The organism is Sulfitobacter sp. IGS-18 (genome assembly GCF_059628195.1).
The window spans coordinates 313,373-334,905 of sequence record NZ_CM184556.1 but is presented as its reverse complement, the minus strand read 5'-3'; the positions used below and the strand labels follow the sequence as shown (position 1 = coordinate 334,905).

21 protein-coding genes are annotated in these 21,533 nt (G+C 62.6%); 15 read left to right on the top strand and 6 right to left on the bottom strand.

The window, feature by feature from the left end:
* The first annotated feature begins 136 nt into the window (after positions 1-136).
* Genes ribA through ACWNZ3_RS01535 form a run of 3 tightly spaced genes read left to right on the top strand, consistent with a single transcriptional unit; the run spans position 137 to position 2,137 of the window.
* Positions 137-1,225: a GTP cyclohydrolase II gene (ribA, locus tag ACWNZ3_RS01545; protein WP_269363453.1), complete on the top strand. Its 1,089-nt coding sequence runs from the start codon at positions 137-139 to the stop codon at positions 1,223-1,225.
* A gap of 13 nt (positions 1,226-1,238) precedes the next feature.
* Positions 1,239-1,643 (top strand): GFA family protein, encoded by a 405-nt coding sequence (locus tag ACWNZ3_RS01540; protein WP_274573293.1) that lies wholly within the window; start codon positions 1,239-1,241, stop codon positions 1,641-1,643.
* Positions 1,643-2,137, top strand: a complete 495-nt coding sequence (locus ACWNZ3_RS01535; RefSeq protein WP_496900956.1) for a L,D-transpeptidase family protein — start codon at positions 1,643-1,645, stop codon at positions 2,135-2,137. Before ACWNZ3_RS01540 ends, ACWNZ3_RS01535 begins: the two co-directional genes overlap by 1 nt.
* A 119-nt stretch (positions 2,138-2,256) precedes the next feature.
* On the opposite strand, the gene ACWNZ3_RS01530 is transcribed toward ACWNZ3_RS01535, so the two are convergent.
* Both ACWNZ3_RS01530 and ACWNZ3_RS01525 read right to left on the bottom strand, forming a co-directional pair.
* Positions 2,257-2,910, bottom strand: a complete 654-nt coding sequence (locus ACWNZ3_RS01530) for a YggS family pyridoxal phosphate-dependent enzyme (protein WP_269363448.1) — start codon at positions 2,908-2,910, stop codon at positions 2,257-2,259.
* Positions 2,911-3,013: 103 nt separating this feature from the next.
* Positions 3,014-3,913, bottom strand: a complete 900-nt coding sequence (locus ACWNZ3_RS01525; protein ID WP_269363445.1) for a porin — start codon at positions 3,911-3,913, stop codon at positions 3,014-3,016.
* Between the two features lie 288 nt (positions 3,914-4,201).
* Between ACWNZ3_RS01525 and ACWNZ3_RS01520 the strand changes: the two genes are divergently transcribed.
* From ACWNZ3_RS01520 to ACWNZ3_RS01500, 5 genes are all read left to right on the top strand, one after another.
* The gene (locus tag ACWNZ3_RS01520; RefSeq protein WP_269363443.1) at positions 4,202-4,690 is read left to right on the top strand and encodes a DUF3576 domain-containing protein; all 489 of its coding nucleotides are present in this window, start codon (positions 4,202-4,204) and stop codon (positions 4,688-4,690) included.
* A gap of 86 nt (positions 4,691-4,776) precedes the next feature.
* Positions 4,777-7,431, top strand: coding sequence for a leucine--tRNA ligase (leuS, locus tag ACWNZ3_RS01515; protein ID WP_496900955.1), 2,655 nt, complete (start codon positions 4,777-4,779; stop codon positions 7,429-7,431).
* The gene (gene lptE / locus ACWNZ3_RS01510) at positions 7,418-7,900 is read left to right on the top strand and encodes an LPS assembly lipoprotein LptE (protein ID WP_269363439.1); all 483 of its coding nucleotides are present in this window, start codon (positions 7,418-7,420) and stop codon (positions 7,898-7,900) included. Before leuS ends, lptE begins: the two co-directional genes overlap by 14 nt.
* Positions 7,897-8,895 carry a DNA polymerase III subunit delta gene (gene holA, locus ACWNZ3_RS01505; protein WP_496900954.1) on the top strand — a complete coding sequence of 333 codons (999 nt, stop codon included), beginning with the start codon at positions 7,897-7,899 and terminating at the stop codon, positions 8,893-8,895. The genes lptE and holA overlap by 4 nt, the downstream gene beginning before the upstream one ends.
* An 11-nt stretch (positions 8,896-8,906) precedes the next feature.
* Positions 8,907-9,500, top strand: coding sequence for a glutathione S-transferase family protein (locus ACWNZ3_RS01500; RefSeq protein ID WP_269363436.1), 594 nt, complete (start codon positions 8,907-8,909; stop codon positions 9,498-9,500).
* A 256-nt stretch (positions 9,501-9,756) separates the two neighbouring features.
* Here ACWNZ3_RS01500 and ACWNZ3_RS01495 read toward each other — a convergent pair whose 3' ends face one another.
* The 4 genes from ACWNZ3_RS01495 to ACWNZ3_RS01480 all read right to left on the bottom strand — a co-directional run bounded on the left by ACWNZ3_RS01495 (position 9,757) and on the right by ACWNZ3_RS01480 (position 13,765).
* On the bottom strand, positions 9,757-10,935 hold the full coding sequence (locus ACWNZ3_RS01495; protein ID WP_496900953.1) for a TIGR03862 family flavoprotein: 1,179 nt from the start codon (positions 10,933-10,935) through the stop codon (positions 9,757-9,759).
* Positions 10,932-12,263, bottom strand: coding sequence for a mechanosensitive ion channel family protein (locus ACWNZ3_RS01490; protein WP_496900952.1), 1,332 nt, complete (start codon positions 12,261-12,263; stop codon positions 10,932-10,934). The genes ACWNZ3_RS01495 and ACWNZ3_RS01490 overlap by 4 nt, the downstream gene beginning before the upstream one ends.
* Before the next feature lie 141 nt (positions 12,264-12,404).
* A complete protein-coding gene (locus ACWNZ3_RS01485; protein WP_496900951.1) occupies positions 12,405-13,019 on the bottom strand; it encodes an enoyl-CoA hydratase/isomerase family protein in 615 nt (204 codons plus the stop codon).
* Positions 13,016-13,765, bottom strand: coding sequence for an SDR family oxidoreductase (locus ACWNZ3_RS01480; RefSeq protein ID WP_114276090.1), 750 nt, complete (start codon positions 13,763-13,765; stop codon positions 13,016-13,018). The genes ACWNZ3_RS01485 and ACWNZ3_RS01480 overlap by 4 nt, the downstream gene beginning before the upstream one ends.
* Before the next feature lie 149 nt (positions 13,766-13,914).
* Here ACWNZ3_RS01480 and ACWNZ3_RS01475 point away from each other — a divergent pair, with 149 nt between their 5' ends.
* The 7 genes from ACWNZ3_RS01475 (at position 13,915) to lpxK (ending at position 21,493) form a co-directional block, all read left to right on the top strand.
* Positions 13,915-15,441: a DUF2125 domain-containing protein gene (locus tag ACWNZ3_RS01475; protein WP_496900950.1), complete on the top strand. Its 1,527-nt coding sequence runs from the start codon at positions 13,915-13,917 to the stop codon at positions 15,439-15,441.
* Between the two features lie 289 nt (positions 15,442-15,730).
* The gene (locus ACWNZ3_RS01470) at positions 15,731-16,582 is read left to right on the top strand and encodes an alpha/beta fold hydrolase (RefSeq protein WP_496900949.1); all 852 of its coding nucleotides are present in this window, start codon (positions 15,731-15,733) and stop codon (positions 16,580-16,582) included.
* A 284-nt stretch (positions 16,583-16,866) separates the two neighbouring features.
* Positions 16,867-18,213: a TldD/PmbA family protein gene (locus ACWNZ3_RS01465; protein ID WP_496900948.1), complete on the top strand. Its 1,347-nt coding sequence runs from the start codon at positions 16,867-16,869 to the stop codon at positions 18,211-18,213.
* Complete coding sequence (locus ACWNZ3_RS01460; protein WP_269363424.1) at positions 18,200-18,976, top strand: 3'(2'),5'-bisphosphate nucleotidase CysQ; 777 nt, start codon at positions 18,200-18,202, stop codon at positions 18,974-18,976. The genes ACWNZ3_RS01465 and ACWNZ3_RS01460 overlap by 14 nt, the downstream gene beginning before the upstream one ends.
* A 51-nt stretch (positions 18,977-19,027) precedes the next feature.
* Positions 19,028-19,270: a DUF4170 domain-containing protein gene (locus ACWNZ3_RS01455; RefSeq protein ID WP_269363422.1), complete on the top strand. Its 243-nt coding sequence runs from the start codon at positions 19,028-19,030 to the stop codon at positions 19,268-19,270.
* Positions 19,271-19,277: 7 nt separating this feature from the next.
* Positions 19,278-20,504, top strand: a complete 1,227-nt coding sequence (locus ACWNZ3_RS01450) for a 3-deoxy-D-manno-octulosonic acid transferase (RefSeq protein WP_496900947.1) — start codon at positions 19,278-19,280, stop codon at positions 20,502-20,504.
* Positions 20,504-21,493 carry a tetraacyldisaccharide 4'-kinase gene (gene lpxK / locus ACWNZ3_RS01445; RefSeq protein WP_496900946.1) on the top strand — a complete coding sequence of 330 codons (990 nt, stop codon included), beginning with the start codon at positions 20,504-20,506 and terminating at the stop codon, positions 21,491-21,493. The genes ACWNZ3_RS01450 and lpxK overlap by 1 nt, the downstream gene beginning before the upstream one ends.
* The last annotated feature ends 40 nt before the right edge of the window (positions 21,494-21,533 follow it).

The following is a 21,533-nucleotide window of genomic DNA, read 5'->3' as shown; positions in this document are numbered from 1 at the left end:
GTGTGCCTTGCACACGAGTTCGACAAGGTTTGGGATGCAGGCTTCACGGCCTCGTGTGGCAGAGCGCCGCAATGTTTCAATTCCGGGCCATGTGGCATAGTTAAGTTTCAATCGCCTTACGGAGTTGTAACACAATATGGCCCTGGCCCCTGACATTATCGAGCAACTGGCCCGCGCGCGGGCGGATTTACGCATGGGTATCCCGATTGTTCTGCAAGGTGCAGAGCCTGTTCTGGTACTGGCGGCAGAAACCCTGACCGCGCAGCGGCTGGCCGATGTGCTGGCACTGGGGGGAGAGCCGGTTCTTGCGATTACCGCGCGCCGGGCCCAGACCCTCAAGGCGCGGGCCTATGACGGGGACCTGGCGCGTGTGCTTCTGCCGGAAGACGCCACACCGGTCTGGGTGCAAAATCTGGCTGATCCCGCTGACGATCTGCGCGCACCGATGAAGGGCCCGCTGCAATGCGCGCGGGGCGGTGATGTGGCCGCCCATCGCGCCGCACTGCAATTGTGCAAGACGGCGCGCCTTCTGCCCGCTGCCCTGGTCCTGCCGCTGCCCGATGCCAGGGCGTTTGCCGCACGGCATTCCCTGACGGCGCTTGAGCTTGCCGCGGTGACGCCCGCGCTGGCCGAACGCAGCCCCTTGCATCCTGTCGTCAATGCGCGCCTGCCGATGGAAGTGTCAGAGGCGGGCCGGTTGCATATCTTTCGCCCCGAGGATGGCGGCGAGGAGCATTATGCCATCGAGATCGGCCGCCCCGACCGGACCAAACCGGTTCTCGCGCGGTTGCATTCCGCCTGTTTCACCGGTGACCTGATGGGCAGTCTGAAATGCGACTGCGGCCCGCAACTGCGTGCTGCGCTGGCGCAGATGGGGGCCGAGGGGACGGGGATATTGCTCTATCTCAATCAGGAAGGACGCGGCATCGGGCTGGCCAACAAGATGCGGGCCTATTCCCTGCAGGATCAGGGGTTTGACACTGTCGAGGCGAATCACCGGCTGGGGTTCGAGGACGACGAGCGCGATTTTCGGCTGGGGGCGGATATTCTGAGGTCCATGGGCTTTTCCGCGGTGCGATTGCTGACCAACAACCCCCGCAAGGTCGAAATGATGGAAGCCTCGGGCATCGACGTGGCCGAACGGGTGCCGCTGAAGGTTGGCGAAAACCGCCATAACGCTGGTTATCTGGCGACCAAGGCTGCAAAGTCCGGGCATCTTCTTTAGGGAAAGGACAGCCATGAAAGGCCGATGCTATTGCGGGGCGCTGCACTACGAGGTGACAGCCGTTCCGGTGTGGAAGCTGCAATGCCACTGCAGGGAATGTCAGTATATCTCGGGCGGGGGGCCGAATTTCGCGATGGCAGTGCCGCTGGAGGGTTTTGCCTTTACCAGCGGGACACCCGCCGAATTCACCCGCGACGACCTTGAAGGCGCGCGCACACGGCAGTTCTGCGGCACCTGCGGGACACATGTCGTGACGCGGATTCCGGGGCGGGATTATCTGGTGCTCAAGGCGGGAACATTGGACAATCCGGCGGCAGACTTTGGTGATGCGGAATTTGCGATCTTCATGAAAGACGCGCAGCCCTTCCATGTGGTGGCCGAAGGCAAGCCCTGTTTCGACGATCTGCCTCCGCGCTGATGACCCGCGATGATATGGTCCTGACCCCTGTTGGCCTGCGGTTTCAGGGGCGGCTTTACCCCTGCAGCATCGGCAGGGGTGGTGTGACCGAACACAAGCGCGAGGGCGATGGCGCCACCCCGAAAGGGGCCCACCGGATTGTCGGGATGCTGTATCGGCCCGACAGGTTGTCCTGCCCGGTGAACTGGGCGGTGCCGATCGGGCCGCGGGACTTGTGGTCAGACGATCCGGCGGCCAAGGATTACAACAGGATGGTGCGTGCGCCCTATCCGCACAGCCACGAGGTGCTGCGCCGCGCGGATCCGCTCTATGATCTGGTGATCCTGACCAGCTGGAACTGGCCCGATGCGGTTGCGGGGCGCGGTTCTGCCATCTTTATCCACCAGTGGCGCAGGCCCGGTTATCCAACGGAGGGCTGTATCGGCCTGCGGCGGGCCGATCTGCATGCCATTGCCCCGATGATCCGGCAGCATGCACGGTTGATCGTGACCTAGATCGTCATGCGAAAAACCTGAATCCCGTAACGCTGCCTGAAATCAGAGATTTCAACGCGTTACGTGATGCATGATGCTTCAAGTATTTCGTCAGACGCTATAGAGCCAGGTTTCGGGCCTTATCCCGGCACTCTTTCTCCGAAGATGGCCGAGCCGACGCGGACATGGGTGGCACCCAGGGCCACGGCGCGTTCGAAATCGCTGCTCATGCCCATGGAAAGCCCCTGCAAGCCGTTGCGCGCCGCGATCTTTGCCAGCAGCGCGAAATGCAGCGATGGTTCTTCATCCACCGGGGGGATGCACATCAGACCCCGCACCGGCAGATCGAGATCCCGGCATTCCCTGACAAAGGCATCTGCATCGCCGGGCAGGACGCCTGCCTTTTGCGGCTCTTCGCCGGTGTTCACCTGGATGAACAGATCGGGGCATTTCCCCTCTTCCTGGGCCAGCCGTGCCAGGGTCTTGGCCAGTTTCGGCCGGTCCAGGGAATGGATGGCGTCAAACAGGTTGATTGCCTGCCGTGCCTTGTTGGATTGCAGGGGCCCGATCAGGTGCAGGTCGACGCCGGGAAAATCAGCGCGGAAACCGGGCCATTTGCCCGCCGCCTCCTGCACCTTGTTTTCACCGAAACAGCGGTGGCCCTGTTCAAGCACATGGCGCACCCGCGCGTCCGGCTGCACCTTGCTGACGGCGATCAGGGTGACGGAACCGGCTTTGCGCCCGGCATCCGCTTCTGCCCTGGTCAATCTGGTGGTGATATCTGTCAGACCCATGATGTTCCCCTTGCTGCCTTGAGGCGCACAGAACAACACGGGGGCAGAAATGAAAAGGGGCAGACCCGAAGGTCTGCCCCAAACTCACGTGTATGAGCTCAACTTAGAAGTTGAAGCGCACACCGAAGTCAACGATGGTCACGTCGGCGTTGTTGTTGGAGATACCGCCGCGCAGCGATGTGCCGCCACCCATGTCGTGGTTGAAGTCAACACCGTAGGATGTTTGGGCGAAGTAGTCAGCATCTGCAACGTAGGCTTCGATGTTTGTGGCTGCGCCAACATCAAAGCGACCTGCCAGAACCCAGTGGTCGCCAGCAACGCCGTTGTCGGCGAAGGCCAGTGTCACGTCGGCCGGGCCGAAGGAACCGCCAACAGTGGCTGTCCACTCAGTGTCACCAACGAAGTCGGAGTCCTGAGCACCCAGAGCGAATGTCCAGCCGTTCCATGTGTATGCGATGTGACCCGCGATACGCTCGTTGTTTGCACCGGCAGGGTTGGTTGCGGACACGTGGACCGCCAGATCACCAGCAGAGTACAGAACTTCGATACCGTTGGAGCCCGAGCTACCCAGGCCTTGGCCGTTCTGGTAAGCATCGCCACGGAAGTTGTAGGCAACGTAGTCATAGGAGTGACCGGTCAAACCCAGGTCGATGGGGTACTGACCAGGCATGAACTCCAGCGCGCCGTAGATGTTACCAACACCAACTTCGAAGCCGCCGGAACGGGCGAAGAAGCGTGCGCCGTTGAAGCCCGGCAGAGTGCCGACAGCCGCATCACGCTCTTCGGATTCGAAGTGAATTGTACCACCGAAGACGACGCCAGCGTCGGATTCAGCAGTTGCATTCACGATCAAACGCAAACGGCTTGTGATGTTTGTTGTGTCTGTAACGCCGTTGTCGGTGTACAGAAGACCAAAGCGGCCGTAACCACCAAATGTAACGTCTGCTGCTGCAACGCCGGCGGTCGCGACCAGGGCTGTTGTAGCGAAGAGAACTTTTTTCATGAGTTTTCCCTCGGTTTGAATTCATATGCCCAGACCGGGGAATCCGGAAAGGGTATGAAGGGTGTTTGCACCCAACCCCCCCCTCCTTGCAAGAAGCCTGAAACGCTCCGGGGCAATGTCGCTGCCAATGGTGCAGCTTTGCCACAGTTTTATCTCTGCCCCTCCCTTTTCAGGGGTGTCCAAGAGCACAAAGCCCATATTCAACAGGGGAATCGCTGCAGACATATGCCTTGCCGATGGTGCAGCACTTGGATAGACCATTGTCCAAACAGGCAAAGGAAAGCTGAAATGGCGTACAGGACCGTTTGCAAAGGCGCAGTGGCACTTCTTATTGTTGCGAGTCTCGGCGCTTGTGGCCTGGGGCGGGAAGCGACACCGCGTGCCGCGACCTATAGCAACACCAACAACCCCAACGTGATCGAGACCGATCCGGACAATACGATCTGGTCGATCTTCAACCGCAAGAACACCGGCACGAATGTTTCGGTGAACAAATACCTCTGGTCAGCTTCGCTTGAGGTTCTCAATTTCCTGCCCGTTCAATCCATCGACCCATTCACAGGCGTGATCGTGACAGGCTATGGCACACCGCCGGGCGGCGGCTCTGCCTATCGCGCAACGGTTCTGATCGACGATCCGGCGCTTGATGCGCGGTCGCTGAACCTGGCGCTGCAAACCCAGGGCGGACGCACCGTGAACACTGCCACCACCCGCGCGGTCGAGGACGCCATTCTGTCCCGCGCCCGTGAGATGCGACTCGCCGACAACAAATTCTGATCCCGAACACAATCCACGACTTCTTATGCGCCGGGCCCAGTGACATGAACGGCCCGGCGCAGTCCGTTTGAACGAAGGCACAGGCCATGACCCGTTATACTCCCGCCGAAATCGAAGCCCGCTGGCAATCCGCCTGGGAAAAGGATGGCATTTTCCGCGCCGTCCGCGATGTCTCCAGGCCCAAGTATTATGTGCTGGAGATGTTCCCCTACCCCTCGGGCCGCATCCACATGGGACATGTGCGCAACTACACGATGGGCGACGTGATCGCGCGCTACAAGATCGCCACCGGGCATAACGTGCTGCACCCGATGGGCTGGGACGCCTTCGGGATGCCTGCGGAAAACGCCGCCATGGCCATCGGCGGCCACCCAAAGGACTGGACCTATGGCAACATCGACGACATGCGCGGCCAGATGAAGCCGCTGGGCCTGTCGATCGACTGGTCCCGTGAATTCGCCACCTGCGACCCGGAATACTATGGTCAGCAGCAGGCGCTGTTCCTCGATTTCCTCGATGCGGGCCTTGTCTATCGCAAGAACGCCGTGGTGAACTGGGACCCGGTCGACATGACCGTGCTGGCCAACGAACAGGTCGAGGCAGGGCGCGGCTGGCGATCTGGTGCTTTGGTGGAACGGCGCGAGCTGACGCAATGGTTCTTCAAGATCTCGGATCATTCGGAAGAACTGCTGGAGGCGCTCGACGGGTTGGATAACTGGCCCGCCAAGGTCAAGCTGATGCAGGCCAACTGGATCGGCAAATCGCGTGGGCTGCAATTCGCCTTCTCCACCATTGACGCGCCGGACGGCTATGACCGGATCGAGGTCTATACCACGCGCCCCGATACGCTGATGGGTGCCTCCTTTGTCGGCATCTCGCCCGATCACCCGCTTGCCAAGGCGCTGGAGCGGGACAATGCCGATGTCGCGGCCTTCTGCGCAGAGTGCCGAAAGGGCGGCACAACCGAGGAAGCCATCGAAACCGCCGAGAAGCTGGGCCTGGATACCGGTATCCGGGTGCGCCACCCGTTTGACACGGCGCATGACCTGCCGGTCTATATCGCGAACTTCATCCTTATGGATTACGGCACCGGGGCCATTTTCGGCTGCCCGGCCCATGACCAGCGCGATTTTGAATTTGCGACCAAATACGATCTGCCGATCATTTCGACCTTTCTGCCGTCAGCGGAAGCGCCCGAAGACCTCGAAGAGGCCTTTGTGCCCGCCAAGGACGAAAAGGTCTTTTACAACCGCGGATTCGCGGGGGAGCAGTGGCAAACCGGCAACGAAGCCATCGACGCCGCGATTCGCTTTTGCGAGGACAATGGCGTGGGCCACGGCGTGACCAAGTTCCGCCTGCGCGACTGGGGCCTCAGCCGCCAGCGGTATTGGGGCTGCCCGATCCCGGTGGTGCATTGCGACAGCTGCGGCGTGGTCCCGGAAAAGAAAGAGAACCTGCCGATCGAACTGCCCTATGATGTGGATTTTGACACGCCCGGCAACCCGCTGGACCGGCACCCGACCTGGCGCGACTGTGCCTGCCCGTCCTGTGGCGCGGCGGCGAGGCGCGAAACCGACACGATGGACACATTTGTCGATTCCTCCTGGTATTTCGCCCGTTTCACCGCGCCCCGCGCCGAAACGCCGACAAACATGGAAGATGCCAAATACTGGATGAACGTGGACCAGTATATCGGCGGCATCGAACATGCGATCCTGCACCTGCTCTATTCACGTTTCTTTGCCCGCGCGATGCACATCACCGGACACCTGCCGGAAAGCGCCATCGAACCCTTTGACGCGCTGTTCACCCAAGGCATGGTGACGCACGCGATCTATAAATCTCGTGTAAAGATGAAGGACGACAACAACATTCTTCGCGACAGGTTCTACTATCCTGAAGAGGTTGTGACGTTCCTAGTTGATGGCACTGAGCAGGCTTTCCTTCGGGACGAAGTAGGAGACCTTTCACAAGACAACAATGCAATGGCAGATATTTACAGATCAGGCGGTCACGATTTCACATCTATTGACCTTATCCCTTCGTCTAAGATGTCCAAGTCTAAGAACAACGTCGTGGACCCGCTGCACATCATCTCGAACTATGGCGCGGATACGGCCCGCTGGTTCGTGCTGAGCGATTCCCCCCCCGAGCGGGACGTGGAATGGACAGCCTCAGGTGCCGAAGCGGCGTTCAAGCACCTGTCGCGGGTCTGGAACATCAGCGACCGGATCGCGGCGATGGATGCCGATGCCGGGGGAGAGGGTGACGAGGATCTGTTGCGCGCCATGCACAAGACCATCCATGACGTGACCATGGGTGTCGAAAGTTTCGGCTTCAATGCGGCGATTGCGAAACTCTACGCCTTCACGGCAACCTTGCAGAAATCCAAGGCGGGCCAGAGCGCCCAGCGCGCAGCGATCATGACGCTGGCGCAGCTGATGGCCCCGATGACCCCGCATCTGGCCGAGGACATCTGGGCCAGGCAGAACGGCGAAGGCCTGATTGCCACCGCCCCCTGGCCGAAGGCTGACGCGGCAATGCTGGTTGACGATACCGTCACCCTGCCGATCCAGATCAATGGAAAACGGCGTGCGGAAATACAGGTGCCCGCCGATATGCCGAAAGAAGAGGTTGAAAAGATCGCGCTGGCCCATGAAGCTGTGATCAGAACCCTGGATGGGGCCACCCCGAAGAAGGTCATCGTTGTGCCCGGACGGATCGTGAATGTCGTTGCTTGACCGCCGTACCGTTTTGCTTGCCCCGCTGGCGCTGGCCGCCTGCGGGTTCGAGCCGGTCTATGGACCCGGCGGCAGCGGCAGCGCCTTGCGCAACCGCGTGCTGGTGGATGAGCCGGATGACCGCAACGGCTATCTGCTGACCCGAGAGATCGAGGAACGGCTGGGCCGTACCAGCGCCGCAAGCTTTGGCCTGGCGGTCAAGATTGCCACGACCGAAGAGGGGCTGGCCATCGATTCGGCGGGCAACATCACCCGGTTCAACCTGCTGGGTGCGGTGGATTTCGCCCTGCGGGATCTGACCACAGGCCAGATCGTGACCTCCGGCACCGTCGAGAATTTCACCGGCTATTCCGCCACCGGCACAACCGTTGCAACGCTGGCCAGCGCGCAGGATGCACAGGAACGCCTGATGCGCATCCTGGCCGAGCAGATCATCGCAAGGCTTTACGCCGCGCAGATCCCCGCATGAAACTGTCCCCGCGCGAGGCCAACAGCTATTTCGCCAAGCCGGACGCGGGCAAGACCGGCCTGCTGATCTTTGGCAGCGACGCGATGCGCGTCGCGCTGAAACGGCAGGAATTCCTGAAATCCCTGCTGGGTCCCGATGCGGAAGAGGAAATGCGCCTGACGCGAATCCCGGCGGCCGAGCTGCGCCGCGATCCCGCGATGTTGCTGGATGCGATCAAGGCGGTGGGGTTCTTTCCCGGACCGCGTGCGGCCTTTGTCGAGGACGCGAACGACAATATCGCCAAGCCGCTGCTGGATGCGCTGGGAGACTGGCAGCCCGGCGATGCGCAGATTGTCGTGTCCGGGGGCGACCTGAAGAAGACCTCGAAGGTGCGCAAAGCCTTTGAGAGCCACCCGAATGCCTATGCGGTGGCGATCTATGACACCCCGCCAGACCGGGCGGAGATCGAGCGGCTGCTGGCAGAGGCCGGGCTGTGCCCCGAACCCGATGCCATGGGCGCGCTGAGCGAACTGGCCCGCACGCTTGATCCCGGCGATTTCCGTCAGACCCTGGAAAAGCTGTCGCTTTACAAGCTGAATGACCCAAGCGCCCTGACCGGGCAGGATGTTGCAGCCTGCGCGCCGACATCGACCGAGGCGGATGTGGATGACATCCTGCATGTGGTGGCCGAGGCCCGCGCGGGCGACATCGGGCCGGTGATGAGCAAGTTGCAGGGACAGGGCGTGAACCCGGTGACGCTGACCATCATGGCGATCCGCCATTTCCGCACCCTTTACCGCATTGCGGCATCCCCCGGTGCGCCCGTCTATGGGGTGCGCGACCGGGACCGCGCCATGCGGCAGGCCAAGGCCTGGGGTGCGGCAAAGCTGGAAACCGCGCTGACGGTTCTGACCGATACCGACCTGACCCTGCGGTCGGCAGCGCAGACCGCGCCGGCGCTGGCACTGGTCGAACGCGCCTTTATCCGCCTCGCGATGCTGGGCGCTCAACGCTGAAAGGAACAACGATGTACAAGGTGATTGGTGCGACCAGATCCCGCGCTTTCCGGGTGATGTGGATGCTGGAAGAACTGGGCGAAGACTACCAACAGGTGGATGCCGGGCCGCGGTCCGAAGAAGCGTTGAAATACAATCCGCTGGGCAAGATCCCGGCCTTTGTCGACGGCGATGAGATCCTGACCGATTCCGTGGCGATCATGACCTACCTCGGCGACAAACATGGCAAGCTGACGGCCACGGCAGGCACCCCTGCCCGGGCCCGGCAGGATGCAATGACCTTCTGGCTGGTCGATGAATTCGACGCGATTCTCTGGGCGGCCGCCAAACACAGTTTCGTTTTTCCCGAAGACCGCCGGGTGCCCGAGATCAAGGACAGCCTGAAGGCGGAGCTGTTGCGCTCGGCCGATGTGCTGGCGGAGCGGCTGGAAGGGCCGTTCCTGATGGGGGACCAGATGACCCATGCGGATATCCTGGCCTGTCACTGCGTGAACTGGTCGATCGGTGCGAAGTTTCCGCGTCTGAATGACAAGCTCGGCGCCTGGGCCGCCCGGATGCGGGACCGGCCCGCGTTCAAGGCCGCGCAGGAAAAGGGTGCGGGGTAAGTTCTGGCGTTTCGGATGCGGAAGGCTTCGGCCCCTCAAGGTGCATTCACGCTTTCGGCATTCACACAGACGGCATTCACAGCTGCAAATAAAGACATGTCAAAAATGACATGTCTTCATTTACGGAACGTTAGTGCTTTTCCATCGCGTTGCGGAAAAACGGTTCAGCAACCGGGAGTGCCCATTATTGGATGGCGTTGCGGAACCGCGGCTCGATAGCCGGACGTGCGACTGCCGATTAGCGCGAGCCCCCGGATCAGACCCCGGCCCAGGTTGCGGCCTGCTGCCCGGCCCACCGCCCGGTCGCAAGGCAGGCATTGATCAGATAGCCCCCTGTCGGCGCCTCCCAATCCAGCATTTCCCCTGCCACAAAGACACCCGGCACCGCGCGCAGCATCAGATTGTCATCCAGCGCGCCAAAGCGGACGCCCCCGGCGGTCGAGATGGCCTCCGCCATCGGGCGCAGCCCGGCGTGGCTTATCGGTAGCGCCTTCAACACCCGCGCCGTGGCCCGCAGGCCATCGGGCAGGGGCCGCGCCATTTCCTGTATCAGCGCGATCTGCGCCGGTGTCAGCTTCAACACCTTCCGCAGATGATTGGCCAGGCTGGCCTTGCCGCGCGGCTTTGCCAGGCGTGTCGTGATCTCCGGCACGGAGAGATCCGGCAACAGGTCAAGCAAGAGATCATGCCCTTCACGGACACCGCGGGAGACCGAATAGATCCCGCCGCCCTCCAGCCCGCGCGCCGACAGGCTCGCCTCGCCCCGCGATTGATAGGGGCCGGCGGACCATGCCCCGCCTTTGAGCGGCGCGCCGAAGTGCTTGGCCATGTGGTCAGACCAATCCACCGCCACGCCGGCATTCGCAGGCGCAAAACCCGCCAGATCGACACCACGGGCGCGCAATATGTCGGCCCATGCGCCGGTCGCGCCCAGTCGGGGCCAGCTTGCGCCCCCAAGGGCCAGCACGGTCACATCTGCCTGCAGCGTCTCGACACCCCCGGGGGTGTCGAATGCCAGTGCCTCACCCTGCCAGCCCTGCCAGTGCCACCGGGTGCGGGTCTGCACGCCAAGCCCGGCAAGGCGTTCCAGCCAGGCTCTGAGCAATGGCGAGGCCTTCATCGCCGTCGGAAAGACCCGGCCTGTCGATCCGGAGAACACCTCCTGGCCCAGCCCGCGCGCCCATGCCTGCACGGCGCTGGCGTCGAATGCCGCGATGATCGGGGACAATGGGGCTCGTGCCTCGGCATAGGCTTCCATGAAGGGTGTGAACGGCTCGTCCTTTGTCAGGTTCAGGCCGGATTTGCCGGCCATCAGGAACTTGCGGCCCACCGATGGCTTGGCATCGCAGAGCGTGACCGCAAGACCGGCACGTCCCAGCATCTCTGCCGCCATCAGACCAGCCGGGCCTGCCCCGATCACCACAGCGCGGCTCATGCCTCTGCCTTGGGCAAACCGCCTTTGATCTCGACCACGCGCTGGGGAAAGGGAATCTCGATCTTCGCGTCCTTGAGCGCGTTCCAGATCAGGAACAGGACGTCGGAGGTGTATTTGTTCGGCCCGTCGTCCAGCCCGTTGACCCAGAACTCCACCGCGAAATCCACACCGCTGTCACCGAAGCCGCGCAGCTCGCAATCGGGCGGATAGGGTTCATCAAGCACCTCCGGATGCGTGGCCACTGCGGCCTCCACAAGGGCCGGCACCTTGTTGATATCGGTGTCATAGCTGACAGAGAATGCCGCCTCGTATCGGTTGGCCGACCCGGAATCAGAGTAATTCGCCACACGGGTGGTGATGAAATCTTCGTTCGGCACCACGATCCAGCGGCCATCGAAGGTTTCCAGAATCGTGGCCCGGGCCATCATCTTGACGATTGTGCCCGCTTCGCCGCCGTCGAGTTCCACGAAATCACCGACCGTCGCCTGCCCCTCGACCAGCAGGATCACGCCAGAAATGAAATTCGACGCGATCTTTTGCAGGCCGAACCCCAGCCCCACACCGATGGCGCCGCCCAGAACGGCAAGGGCCCCCAGATTGATGCCCATGATGTTCATCAGCAGCAGGAAGGCCACGGCAAAGATGGTGAATTCGACCGTCTTGATCAGCAACTGCCGGATCGACGGGCGCATCTCCTCCTTCTGGGCGATGATCTGCGTGGTCTGGGTGTTCGACCATTGCCCCAGCCAGAACAGGAAGGTCCCGGCGATGACCCCGCGCACGACTGTGATCAGCGAAAAGCGGATGTTGCCGACGCCCACGATGGTTTCGGTCAGCGCCGTGTTCACGACATCCATCAGCCCCACGGCATAAATCGCCATGATCGGCAGCAGGATAAAGCGGCCCATGGTCTTGAGCAGCGGATCGGTGATCATGTCGCGGACCAGCGCCCGCGCGGCCAGGAAGAGGAACACCCGCTTGCCAAAGGCGATGACGGCGCCGGAATCGAACAGGGATCTGACGATGCTTTCCCCGATGCCCGTCAGGGCATAGGCCAGCAGCGGAGAGAGCAACGGCAGAAAGCGCAGGACAAACCGGCGCGGCGTGGCGAAGACACCGGCACTGTCGCCGGGTTCTATCAGCCGCTGCAATGCTGGTTTCATCCGCGTCGAAATCAGCACCGCAAGCAGCCATGCGACCACAAGCAATGCGAATTGGGACCAGGCCGCCGGGCTCAACAACCAGCTGAGCGCCAGTTCCCACCCCTGCACGGCATAGCCATAGGTCTGCTGCACGATTTCAGGTTGCGCAGAAAGGTCGAACTCCATCACCGGACCCTTGTAACAAAAAGCAAATACGCCATCCTCATGCCCGGACGGCGGCAAAGGATCAAGGATATTGCAAAGGGTCAGAACCCGCCGCATCCGGATTGGTCCGTCCGAATGCAGCGGCGTGCAGCAAAGGGGTCCTTAGCCTGAGCGGCACATCTGCTTGATCCCGGCTGCGATCTCGGGCTTGGCGGCAACCGTGTCGGCCGTCAGGGCGCGGGCATGTTCCAGCAGTTCCTCAGGCGCGACGATCCGGTCGATCAGGCCAAAGGACAGTGCTTCTTCGGCCGTGATCTTTTGCCCGCCCATCAGGATCAGCTTGGTGCGCGCAGGGCCGATGAGGGCCGCCATGCGCAGCGGGTCGGACGGCTGCGGCAGGAACCCCAGCTTCATCACCGGATAGAAAAACCTGGCCTCCGGCACGGCGATGCGGATGTCGCAGGCCAGCGCCATGCCCATGGCACCGCCCGCCAGGGTGCCGTTCAGCGCCGCGATGGTCAGCCCCGGCAGGGAGGCAACCGCCCCGGACAGCCGTTCCCAGACATCGGAGGTGGCCAGCCCCGCGCGGGCAGCCTCCAGATCGGCACCGGCGCTGAAAACACGGCCCGTGCCGGTCAGGATCACCGCCCTTGCCTCTGTTGCCGCCTCCATCACCTCTGCCAGGTCGCTGAGCATGGCATGGGTCAGCGAATTGGCCTTGTCCGGGCGGTTGATGGTGACGGTCCAGATACCGTCTGCGCGGTCGCAGAGGATCATATCAGGCCGACGGCGCGGCGGATGTCCTCGTCGCGCAGGGAAATTTCGTCTCCCTTGAACCGGTCCGCCTCCGCGCTGCACATCCACAACAGGCAGCGTGCGGGCCAGTCGGCGGGAATGTGATCTTCCCAGGCCAGCTTGCTGACCGGGTTGATGCCGGAGGCCTTGATCTCGCGCTGCATCTGGGTGGCGACAGTGCCGGGCGACAGGCCAATGGCGCGGATACCATGTTCGGCCTCTTCCTTGTCCAGGCAGCGGTTCAGCATGTTGACCGCCGCCTTGGAGGCGCAATAGTGGCTCCAGCCTTCGATCGCGCCATGGGCGGCACCGGAAGAAATTGTCAGGATCGACCCGCCGCCCGCTTCGCGCATCGCAGGCAGCACCGCATGGATGCCGTTGAACACGCCCTTGAGGTTGATGTCGATCACCTGACCCCAACCGGCAGGATCGGCGTCGGCGAGGCGGGAAATCGGCTCGATCACGCCGGCATTGTTGATCAGCACGTCCAGACTGCCGAATGCGCTTTGGGCGGTGGCGACCGCCGAAGACATTTCACCATAGCGCGCCACGTTGCAGGGAATCGCAATCGCCTTGTCGCCGATTTCCCCCACCAGATCGCTCAGCGCGTCCTGAGAACGCGCCAGCAAGACGACATTTGCCCCTGCCTGGGCGAAAACCCGCGCAGTTTCGGCGCCGATGCCACGGCTTGCACCTGTGATCATAACTGTCTTGCCGGTCATATCCATTGGATCGCTCCTTTGATCGGGGGATGTTTTGCATAGGGTCGTTGCCCTGTGGTAAAGCTGTGAAATGCGATGGTCCACCCCTGCACGGTACTTGACCCTTCGCGCCCTTTGTCAGAGGCTCTGGCCACATTTGCGATAAGGATTTTCCCATGTTTCGTCTGAACTCCGCTTCCATTGGCCTCGCATTGCCCGCGATGCTGTTGTCTTCTGCCGCCTGGGCCGATCTGACCCCGTCACAGGTCTGGGGTGACTGGCGCCAGTATATGGAGGGGATGGGCTACGGCATCAGCGCCTCTGAAACTGAGGCAGGTGGCAACCTGACTGTCAGCGATCTGACCCTGGACATGCCGATGCCGGATGAGGGCGGCGCGGTCACCATGACCATGGGCACCTTCGAATTCATCGCGAATGGCGATGGATCGGTGGCAATCGTGATGCCGGACAGATTGCCCATGACAATTTCCGCCACCGGCACCGATACCGACCCCGGCTTTACCATGAACCTGGACTACACCCAGTCCGACCACAGCATGACGGTCAGCGGGACGCCCGAGAACATGACCTATGCCTATGATGCGGGCACCATCGGCCTGAAGCTGACCGAGCTGATGGTGGATGACAAAAGCTATGGCGAAGAAAACGCCAAGATCGACGTCGTTGCGACCGACTTCACCAGCCGGACAACAATGGCCATCGGCGACATGCGCAGCTATGAGCAGACCGGCCAGATCGGCAGCGTCAGCTATGACCTGTTTGTGCACAACCCCGAACAGACCGGCCAGCTTGCCATGGTCGGCAGCATGTCCGAACTGACCCTTGAGGGGGGTGGGCTGATCCCGCTCGACAACCTGAATGCGGCAGATATGGCGGCAATGATCGCGGCGGGCTTTGATATGTCGGGCTCCATCACCTATGGCGCCGGCAACACCGACATCAATTTCCAGGATGAAACCGAAGGCGATTTCGCCGCCACCACATCCTCGCAGGGCGGCGATCTGAGCGTTGAGATGGGCCCGGGCGGCATTGCCTATGCCGGGTCCCAGAAAGACACCAAGATGAACATCAAGGTGGCCGATCTGCCGTTCCCGATCGACCTGAGCATGGCGCGTTCCGGTTTCAAGCTGCAAGCGCCCGTGGTCAAATCCGACGACCCGCAGGATTTTGCCTTTGGGATCACGCTGGGCGATTTCGTCATGTCCGACATGATCTGGGGCATCTTCGACCCCACCGGCCAATTGCCGCGTGACCCGGCAACCATCGAGCTGGATCTGAGCGGTCAGGCCAAGCTGCTGGTCAACTACATGGACCCGGAAGCCGCGGCAAACCTTGCGGGCCCTCCGGGCGAGGTCAACGCGCTGACGGTGAACACGCTGGTGGTGGATGCCGCCGGTGCGCGTCTCGAAGGTCAGGGCGACGTGACCTTCGACAACACGGATCAGACCACATTCCCCGGCATGCCGAAGCCTGTGGGCGCCGTTGACCTGTCGCTTGTCGGCGGCAACGGCCTGTTGGACAAGCTGGTCGGGATGGGCATGCTGCCGGAAGAACAGGCGATGGGCGCACGGATGATGATGGGCCTCTTCGCAGTGCCCGGCACCGAACCGGATACCCTGAGCTCGAAGATCGAATTCACCGAAGATGGCCAGGTCTTGGCCAATGGGCAGCGTATCAAGTAAGCTGCGCGCTTCGAATGGACGAAGAGGCGCGGCGCTGTCCGCGCCTCTTTTCATTTGCTATGTGCCCCGGGGCGGCGCATGCCGCGCAATTCTGGCTCTTGCTGGCGAATTTTCTGAATCCTGACAGGAGGCCGTGCCAGGCAATCCTGGCCCAACTGTCAGGCGTTTGCGATCCAGAGAGGACCTTCGACGCAGGGCGCGCAAGTTCCTGCTGGCAGACGAAGTTGCCGTTCGGAAAGTTCAGGCACATATGCTATTGTCCTGCATGCTTGACCTCAATGACACCACTATGATCGAGGTGAACGGAACCAGCCTCGCCACATTCCAACAAGGTCGCGGCGACCCTGTCACGCTTGTCCACGGTGGTGTATCGGACCTCCGAAGCTGGACCGGTCAGATGTCCGCATTGTCGAGGGATTTCCGGGTTCTCTGCTATAGTCGCCGGTTTCACGCACCGAACGCCCCCATTCCGCCAGACCAGCCGGATACGTTCCAAACCCATGTGGACGATCTGGCCGCGCTGATCGACCACCTTGGGACGGCCCCAACCCATATTGTGGCGCATTCGTGGGGCGGGCTGATTGCACTCGTCCTGGCGACGCAACGCCCCGAGATGTGTCGAAGCCTGGTTCTGATCGAAGCACCGAGCGTAACCGTTCATCTGGAAATCCCGCCAAAGCCGCTGCAATTGCTCAAGCTGTTCCTTTCGAACCCGAAACTTGCCTTTGCGATCGCGAAACTGGGTGCAGGGACATTTGGGCCAGCGGAAAAGGCATTTCGAAAGGGGGACGACAAAGCCGCCATTGCACATTTTGGCCGGGGCGTTTTGGGGGATCGGGCCTTTGACGGCCTCTCAGAAGAGCGCTACCAGCAGGTCTGGGACAATCGGGGACCGGACAGAGCGCAGGCTTTGTATCATGGCTTTCCCGATTTGCGTAACGTACCACTCTCGCGTGTCACGATGCCCGTCCTGTTGCTTAGCGGAAACTCAAGCCCGGTTGTTTTTCGGCGGTTGAATGATGCTTTGGCTGACAGGCTGCCCAATGCGATCCATCGCATAATACCCAATGCGTCGCATATCGTTCAGGAGGATGCCCCTGATGAAGTAAATGCCCAGATAGCAGGATTCCTGAAAGCATAAGTTGAACCCGATCCCGCCATTCTCTGCATTCTCACGACTGACCGCTTGTCTCCTGCCGCGTCCTTCGGACGTCGCGCCACACGCCGGGGCTGCGATGTGACGCAAAGTCGGCTTTGCCTGGCATCTGACGCCCCGGGGGCAAAGCGCAGCTTTGTTCAATTCATGGACAACAAGGGCCGCCAACCCGGCCGTTCCCGCGCCCGGAGCGCCCAATCGGGGCGCTGCTCTTGCCCTTATGGCCATAGGCGATTACCTCTGCGCCAACCCCGATTGGAGCCTGCCTCATGTCACAGCCCCTCGATTCGCTGACCAAATCCCTGTTGCTTGCCGCCGGCAAGGCAGGCGCGGATGCGGCAGATGCAAAGGCCGTCCGCGCGACCTCGGTCTCTGTCGACGTGCGCGGCGGCATGCTGGAACAGGCCGAGCGGGCAGAAGGCACCGACATCGGGCTGCGTGTTTTTGTGGGGAAACGATCCGCGACGGTTTCGGCCTCGGACACCTCCGAACGTACGATGGAGGAAATGGCGGTCCGCGCGGTTGCCATGGCCCGCGAGGCCCCCGAAGACCCCTATGCCGGGCTGGCCGAGCCAGAGCAGCTTGCGCAGCATTGGGACGCCGAAGCCCTGCAACTGGTCGATCCGGCGGAGGAACCCTCGCCCGAGGCCCTGCAGGAGGATGCCGCCGCGACCGAAGCCGCGGCACTGGCCGTCAAGGGCGTCAGCCAGGTGCAATCCGCCAGCGCCGGGTACAGCAGGCAGCAGATCTTTCTGGCCACGACAAACGGTTTCGAAGGCGGCTTTGGCCGCACCAACCGCGGGCTGTCCTGTGTTGCCATCGCGGGCAGCGGCAGCGGTATGGAACGAGACTACGATGGCGACAACCGCATTTTCCAATCGGATCTGCGGGATGCCGCCGACATTGGCCAGACCGCCGCACAGCGCGCCCTTGCCCGGCTTGATGCGCGCAAGCCGCCCACCGGGACCTATCCTGTCCTGTTCGACGAACGCGTCGCATCCTCCCTGATCGGCCATCTTCTGGGTGCTGTGAACGGCAATGCCATTGCGCGCGGTGCGTCCTATCTGCGGCATGCGCTGGGCGAGGCCATCCTGCCCGACCACCTGTCGCTGATCGAAGACCCGCACCGCCCCCGCGTCGGCGGATCGCGCCCCTTCGATGGTGAAGGATTGCCGACACAGCGCCGCATGATCGTCGAGAACGGCGTGCTCATGGGCTGGACCCTCGATCTGGCCACGGCGCGCAAACTGGGCATGGCGCCGACCGGCAACGCGGCGCGCGGCACTTCTTCGGGTCCCTCCCCCACCACCTGGAATATCGCCCTGACCCAGGGCGCGGTCAGCCGGGACGACCTGATCCGCGAGATGGGGACCGGTCTGCTTGTCACCTCGATGATCGGATCGACGATCAACCCCAACACCGGGGATTATTCGCGCGGGGCCAGCGGCCTGTGGGTCGAGAACGGTGAGATCACCCATGCGATCAACGAATGCACCATCGCGGGCAACCTGCGGGACATGCTGCGTGCGATGATCCCTGCCAACGACGGGCGTCCGCACCTGAGCCGGGTCGTGCCGTCATTGCTGGTGCCGGGGATGACCCTTGCCGGCGCGTGATCTGCCCCTTCTGATCGACGCGGCGCGCATTGCCGGCCGGGTCGCCACCAGCTTTGTCGGCAAGACGGCGCGGCGGTGGGACAAACCCGGCGATGCGGGCCCCGTGACCGAGGCCGACCTGGCGGTGAACGATGTGCTGCAGACCACATTGCGGCTTGCCCGGCCCGATTACGGCTGGCTGTCGGAGGAAACCGAAGACACCACCGAAAGACTGGGCAAGGACAGGGTGTTCATCATCGACCCGATCGACGGCACCCGCAGCTTTGTCGAAGGGTCGAACACCTGGGCGCATTCGCTGGCGGTGGCAGAGGCGGGGGTGATCACCGCGGCAGTTGTGTTCCTGCCGATGCGGGACAAGCTCTATGCCGCGGCAAAGGGCGAGGGGGCGACCCTGAACGGCAAGGACCTGCGGGCCGCGCATCAGCCCGACCTGTCGCAGACCACCGTACTGGCCGCGAAACCCGCCTTGATGGACCACTACTGGAAATCCCGCAGCGCCCCGACCTTCAAACGCAGCTACCGGCCTTCGCTGGCCTACCGCCTTGCGCTGGTGGGACAGGGCCGTTTCGATGCGATGATCACCCTGCGCCGCAGCTGGGAATGGGACATCGCAGCCGGCGCCCTGATCGTGACAGAGGCAGGCGGCACCTGTTCCGATCAGACGGGCCGGCCGCTGGTCTTCAACAATGCCGATCCCCGGCTCAACGGGGTGGTGGCCGGGGGCGCACCCGCCCAGGCCGCGCTGATCGCTGCACTTGCCTGAAACGTTTCTTCTGGTACGACAGGGATACTCCCAAGTGACAAAGGAAATTCCATGACACAACGCTTGCACCTCGTTTTCGGCGGTGAACTGGTCAATCCCACGGAAACCGCGTTCAAGAACGTCGATGACATCCATATCGTTGGCATTTTCCCCAATTATGCCACTGCATTCGACGCCTGGAAGAACGAGGCACAACGCACGGTGGACAATGCCCATATGCGCTATTTCATCGCGCATCTGCACCGCCTGCGGGACGAGGAAGCCCCCGCCTCACCCACCGAAGAGCTGGGCTGAACCGGCCATGGCGCGGTCGCTGGGGCTCGCGGCATATCGCGCCATGATCCGGCACGGGACGGCGGATGTGGTCCCGCCCTCCGGGCCGCGGCCCCCCGGTGAACTGGTTTGGATTCACGCCGCTGAATCCGGGAACCTGCTGGCGGTGCAGGACCTTGCCCTGCGGCTTTGCGCGGTGCGGACCGGGTTGAACGTGCTGATCACCCTGTCGGAGGGGGCGGATGTCACCGCGCTGGCCAAAACAGACAACAACGTGATCGTCCAGCCTGTGCCCGGCGAACACCAGTCGACGGTCAAGGCATTTCACGATCACTGGAAACCCGATTGCTGCATCTGGGTCTGGGGCGCGCTGCGGCCCAACCTTGTGCTGGAAACCGGCGCCCGGCAGTGCGCCATGTTCCTGATTGACGCCGACACCCGGGGCTTTGACGGCCGCCGCGACCGCTGGCTTTCCGATCTGACCTACCGGATGTTGTCTCAGTTCGACTACGTCCTGACCCGGTCGGAACCGGGGCTGCAACGGCTGCTGCAACTCGGGCTGACGCGCCAGCAGATTGAAATCACCTCACCGCTGCTGGCAGGCGGACAGGCCCTGCCCTGCGTGGATTCGGATCTGACGGAACTCTCTGCGGTCATCGGCGGCAGGCCGGTCTGGTTTGCCACCCAGTTGCAGGCCAGGGAATTTCCCACGATCCTTTCGGCGCACCGGCAGGCCATGCGCCTGTCGCACCGGTTGTTGCTGATCCTGCAGGCGGCAGAGCCTGGAACAACCGCCGAGGCGATCGAGCTTTCCCAGGCACGCGGCTTTGTGACCGTGAACTGGAGCGACGGCACATTTCCCGATGAGGCAACACAGGTCCTCGTGACCGATGACCCCGGTGACCGGGGCCTGTTCTTCCGGCTCGCACCGGTTTCCTTTCTGGGCTCCTCCCTGGTGCAGGGCGAAAGCGGCTGTGACCCCTTTGACGCGGCGGCGCTGGGGTCTTCGGTGCTTTACGGTCCCAAGGTGCGGCATTTCATGGGTTCCTACACAAGGCTGGCGGCCGCAGGCGCGGCGCGCATCGTCAATGATGCCGATGCGCTCGGCACTGCCGTTTCCCGCCTGATCGCCCCGGATCAGGCCGCAACCATGGCCCATGCGGGATGGGATGTGATCAGCCAGGGTGCGGCGCTGATGGATCGGGTGACCGATCTTGTGCAGGATGCGCTTGATGATGTGGTAAGGGCGCATTGATGCGGGCACCGGCTTTCTGGCATCTTCCCCGGCCCGACTGGCGCGCACGGCTGTTGCAGCCGCTGGGCGCACTTTACGCATTGGCCACCGCGCGCCGGTTGGCACGAGGCGCGCGCGAACGGCTGGAAGTGCCCGTGGTCTGCGTCGGCAACATCAACGCGGGCGGCACCGGCAAGACCCCAACGGTCATGGCGGTGGTGGATCACCTGCGCAACCTGTTTCACACACCGCATATCGTGTCGCGCGGCTATGGCGGAACCCTGGAAGGGCCCGTGCAGGTCGATCCTGCGCGCCACAGCGCGGCCGAAGTCGGGGACGAACCCCTGCTGCTGTCCGCCTTTGCCGAGGTCTGGGTGGCGCGGGACCGCGCTGCCGGAGCCAGGGCCGCGCAAAAGGCCGGGGCAACGGTGATCGTGCTGGATGACGGCTTCCAGAACCCGGCGCTGCATCATGACCTGGCCATCGTGGTGGTGGATGCGGAAAAAGGATTTGGCAACGGCCTGTGCCTGCCCGCGGGCCCGCTGCGCGAACCGGCGACGGCCGGTCTGGGCCGGGCTGACATCTTGCTGTCCATCGGAACAGCGGCCGCGCAGGATCGCTTTGCGGCACCGGACCTGCCACCTGCCGTGCCGCATGTGCAGGCTGTCCTTGCCCCCTTGCAGACCGGTATGAACTGGGCGGATACCACTGCCTTTGCCTTTGCCGGGATCGGCCACCCGGAGAAGTTCTTTGCCACGCTGCGGGCACTGGGCGCGACATTGGTCCATACCGAAGCCCTGGACGATCACCAGCCGCTGACCGCGGCGCTGATGACCCGGCTGGAAAGTGATGCCCGCGCGCGGGGCGCGCAGCTGGTCACGACGGAAAAGGATGCCGTCAGGCTGCCGGACAGCTTCCGCAGCAAGGTGATCACCCTGCCCGTCCGCCTGCAATTCGCCGAAGACAACGCACTGTTCAAAGCGCTGGATGCGCTGCCCCGCCCCGCATGACACGGCGGAATTTTCGAAAATTCCGGTCCGATCTTTTTGA

Coding starts and splice junctions, on each gene's coding strand:
- ACWNZ3_RS01520 (WP_269363443.1), top strand. CDS start 4,202: ATGGCGTACAGGACCGTTTGCAAAGGCGCAGTGGCACTTCTTATTGTT.
- ACWNZ3_RS01540 (WP_274573293.1), top strand. CDS start 1,239: ATGAAAGGCCGATGCTATTGCGGGGCGCTGCACTACGAGGTGACAGCC.
- ACWNZ3_RS01455 (WP_269363422.1), top strand. CDS start 19,028: ATGACACAACGCTTGCACCTCGTTTTCGGCGGTGAACTGGTCAATCCC.
- ACWNZ3_RS01495 (WP_496900953.1), bottom strand. CDS start 10,935: ATGAGCCGCGCTGTGGTGATCGGGGCAGGCCCGGCTGGTCTGATGGCG.
- ACWNZ3_RS01525 (WP_269363445.1), bottom strand. CDS start 3,913: ATGAAAAAAGTTCTCTTCGCTACAACAGCCCTGGTCGCGACCGCCGGC.
- holA (WP_496900954.1), top strand. CDS start 7,897: ATGAAACTGTCCCCGCGCGAGGCCAACAGCTATTTCGCCAAGCCGGAC.
- lptE (WP_269363439.1), top strand. CDS start 7,418: ATGTCGTTGCTTGACCGCCGTACCGTTTTGCTTGCCCCGCTGGCGCTG.
- ribA (WP_269363453.1), top strand. CDS start 137: ATGGCCCTGGCCCCTGACATTATCGAGCAACTGGCCCGCGCGCGGGCG.
- ACWNZ3_RS01450 (WP_496900947.1), top strand. CDS start 19,278: ATGGCGCGGTCGCTGGGGCTCGCGGCATATCGCGCCATGATCCGGCAC.
- lpxK (WP_496900946.1), top strand. CDS start 20,504: ATGCGGGCACCGGCTTTCTGGCATCTTCCCCGGCCCGACTGGCGCGCA.
- ACWNZ3_RS01475 (WP_496900950.1), top strand. CDS start 13,915: ATGTTTCGTCTGAACTCCGCTTCCATTGGCCTCGCATTGCCCGCGATG.
- ACWNZ3_RS01485 (WP_496900951.1), bottom strand. CDS start 13,019: ATGATCCTCTGCGACCGCGCAGACGGTATCTGGACCGTCACCATCAAC.
- leuS (WP_496900955.1), top strand. CDS start 4,777: ATGACCCGTTATACTCCCGCCGAAATCGAAGCCCGCTGGCAATCCGCC.
- ACWNZ3_RS01490 (WP_496900952.1), bottom strand. CDS start 12,263: ATGGAGTTCGACCTTTCTGCGCAACCTGAAATCGTGCAGCAGACCTAT.
- ACWNZ3_RS01470 (WP_496900949.1), top strand. CDS start 15,731: ATGATCGAGGTGAACGGAACCAGCCTCGCCACATTCCAACAAGGTCGC.
- ACWNZ3_RS01500 (WP_269363436.1), top strand. CDS start 8,907: ATGTACAAGGTGATTGGTGCGACCAGATCCCGCGCTTTCCGGGTGATG.
- ACWNZ3_RS01465 (WP_496900948.1), top strand. CDS start 16,867: ATGTCACAGCCCCTCGATTCGCTGACCAAATCCCTGTTGCTTGCCGCC.
- ACWNZ3_RS01480 (WP_114276090.1), bottom strand. CDS start 13,765: ATGGATATGACCGGCAAGACAGTTATGATCACAGGTGCAAGCCGTGGC.
- ACWNZ3_RS01530 (WP_269363448.1), bottom strand. CDS start 2,910: ATGGGTCTGACAGATATCACCACCAGATTGACCAGGGCAGAAGCGGAT.
- ACWNZ3_RS01535 (WP_496900956.1), top strand. CDS start 1,643: ATGACCCGCGATGATATGGTCCTGACCCCTGTTGGCCTGCGGTTTCAG.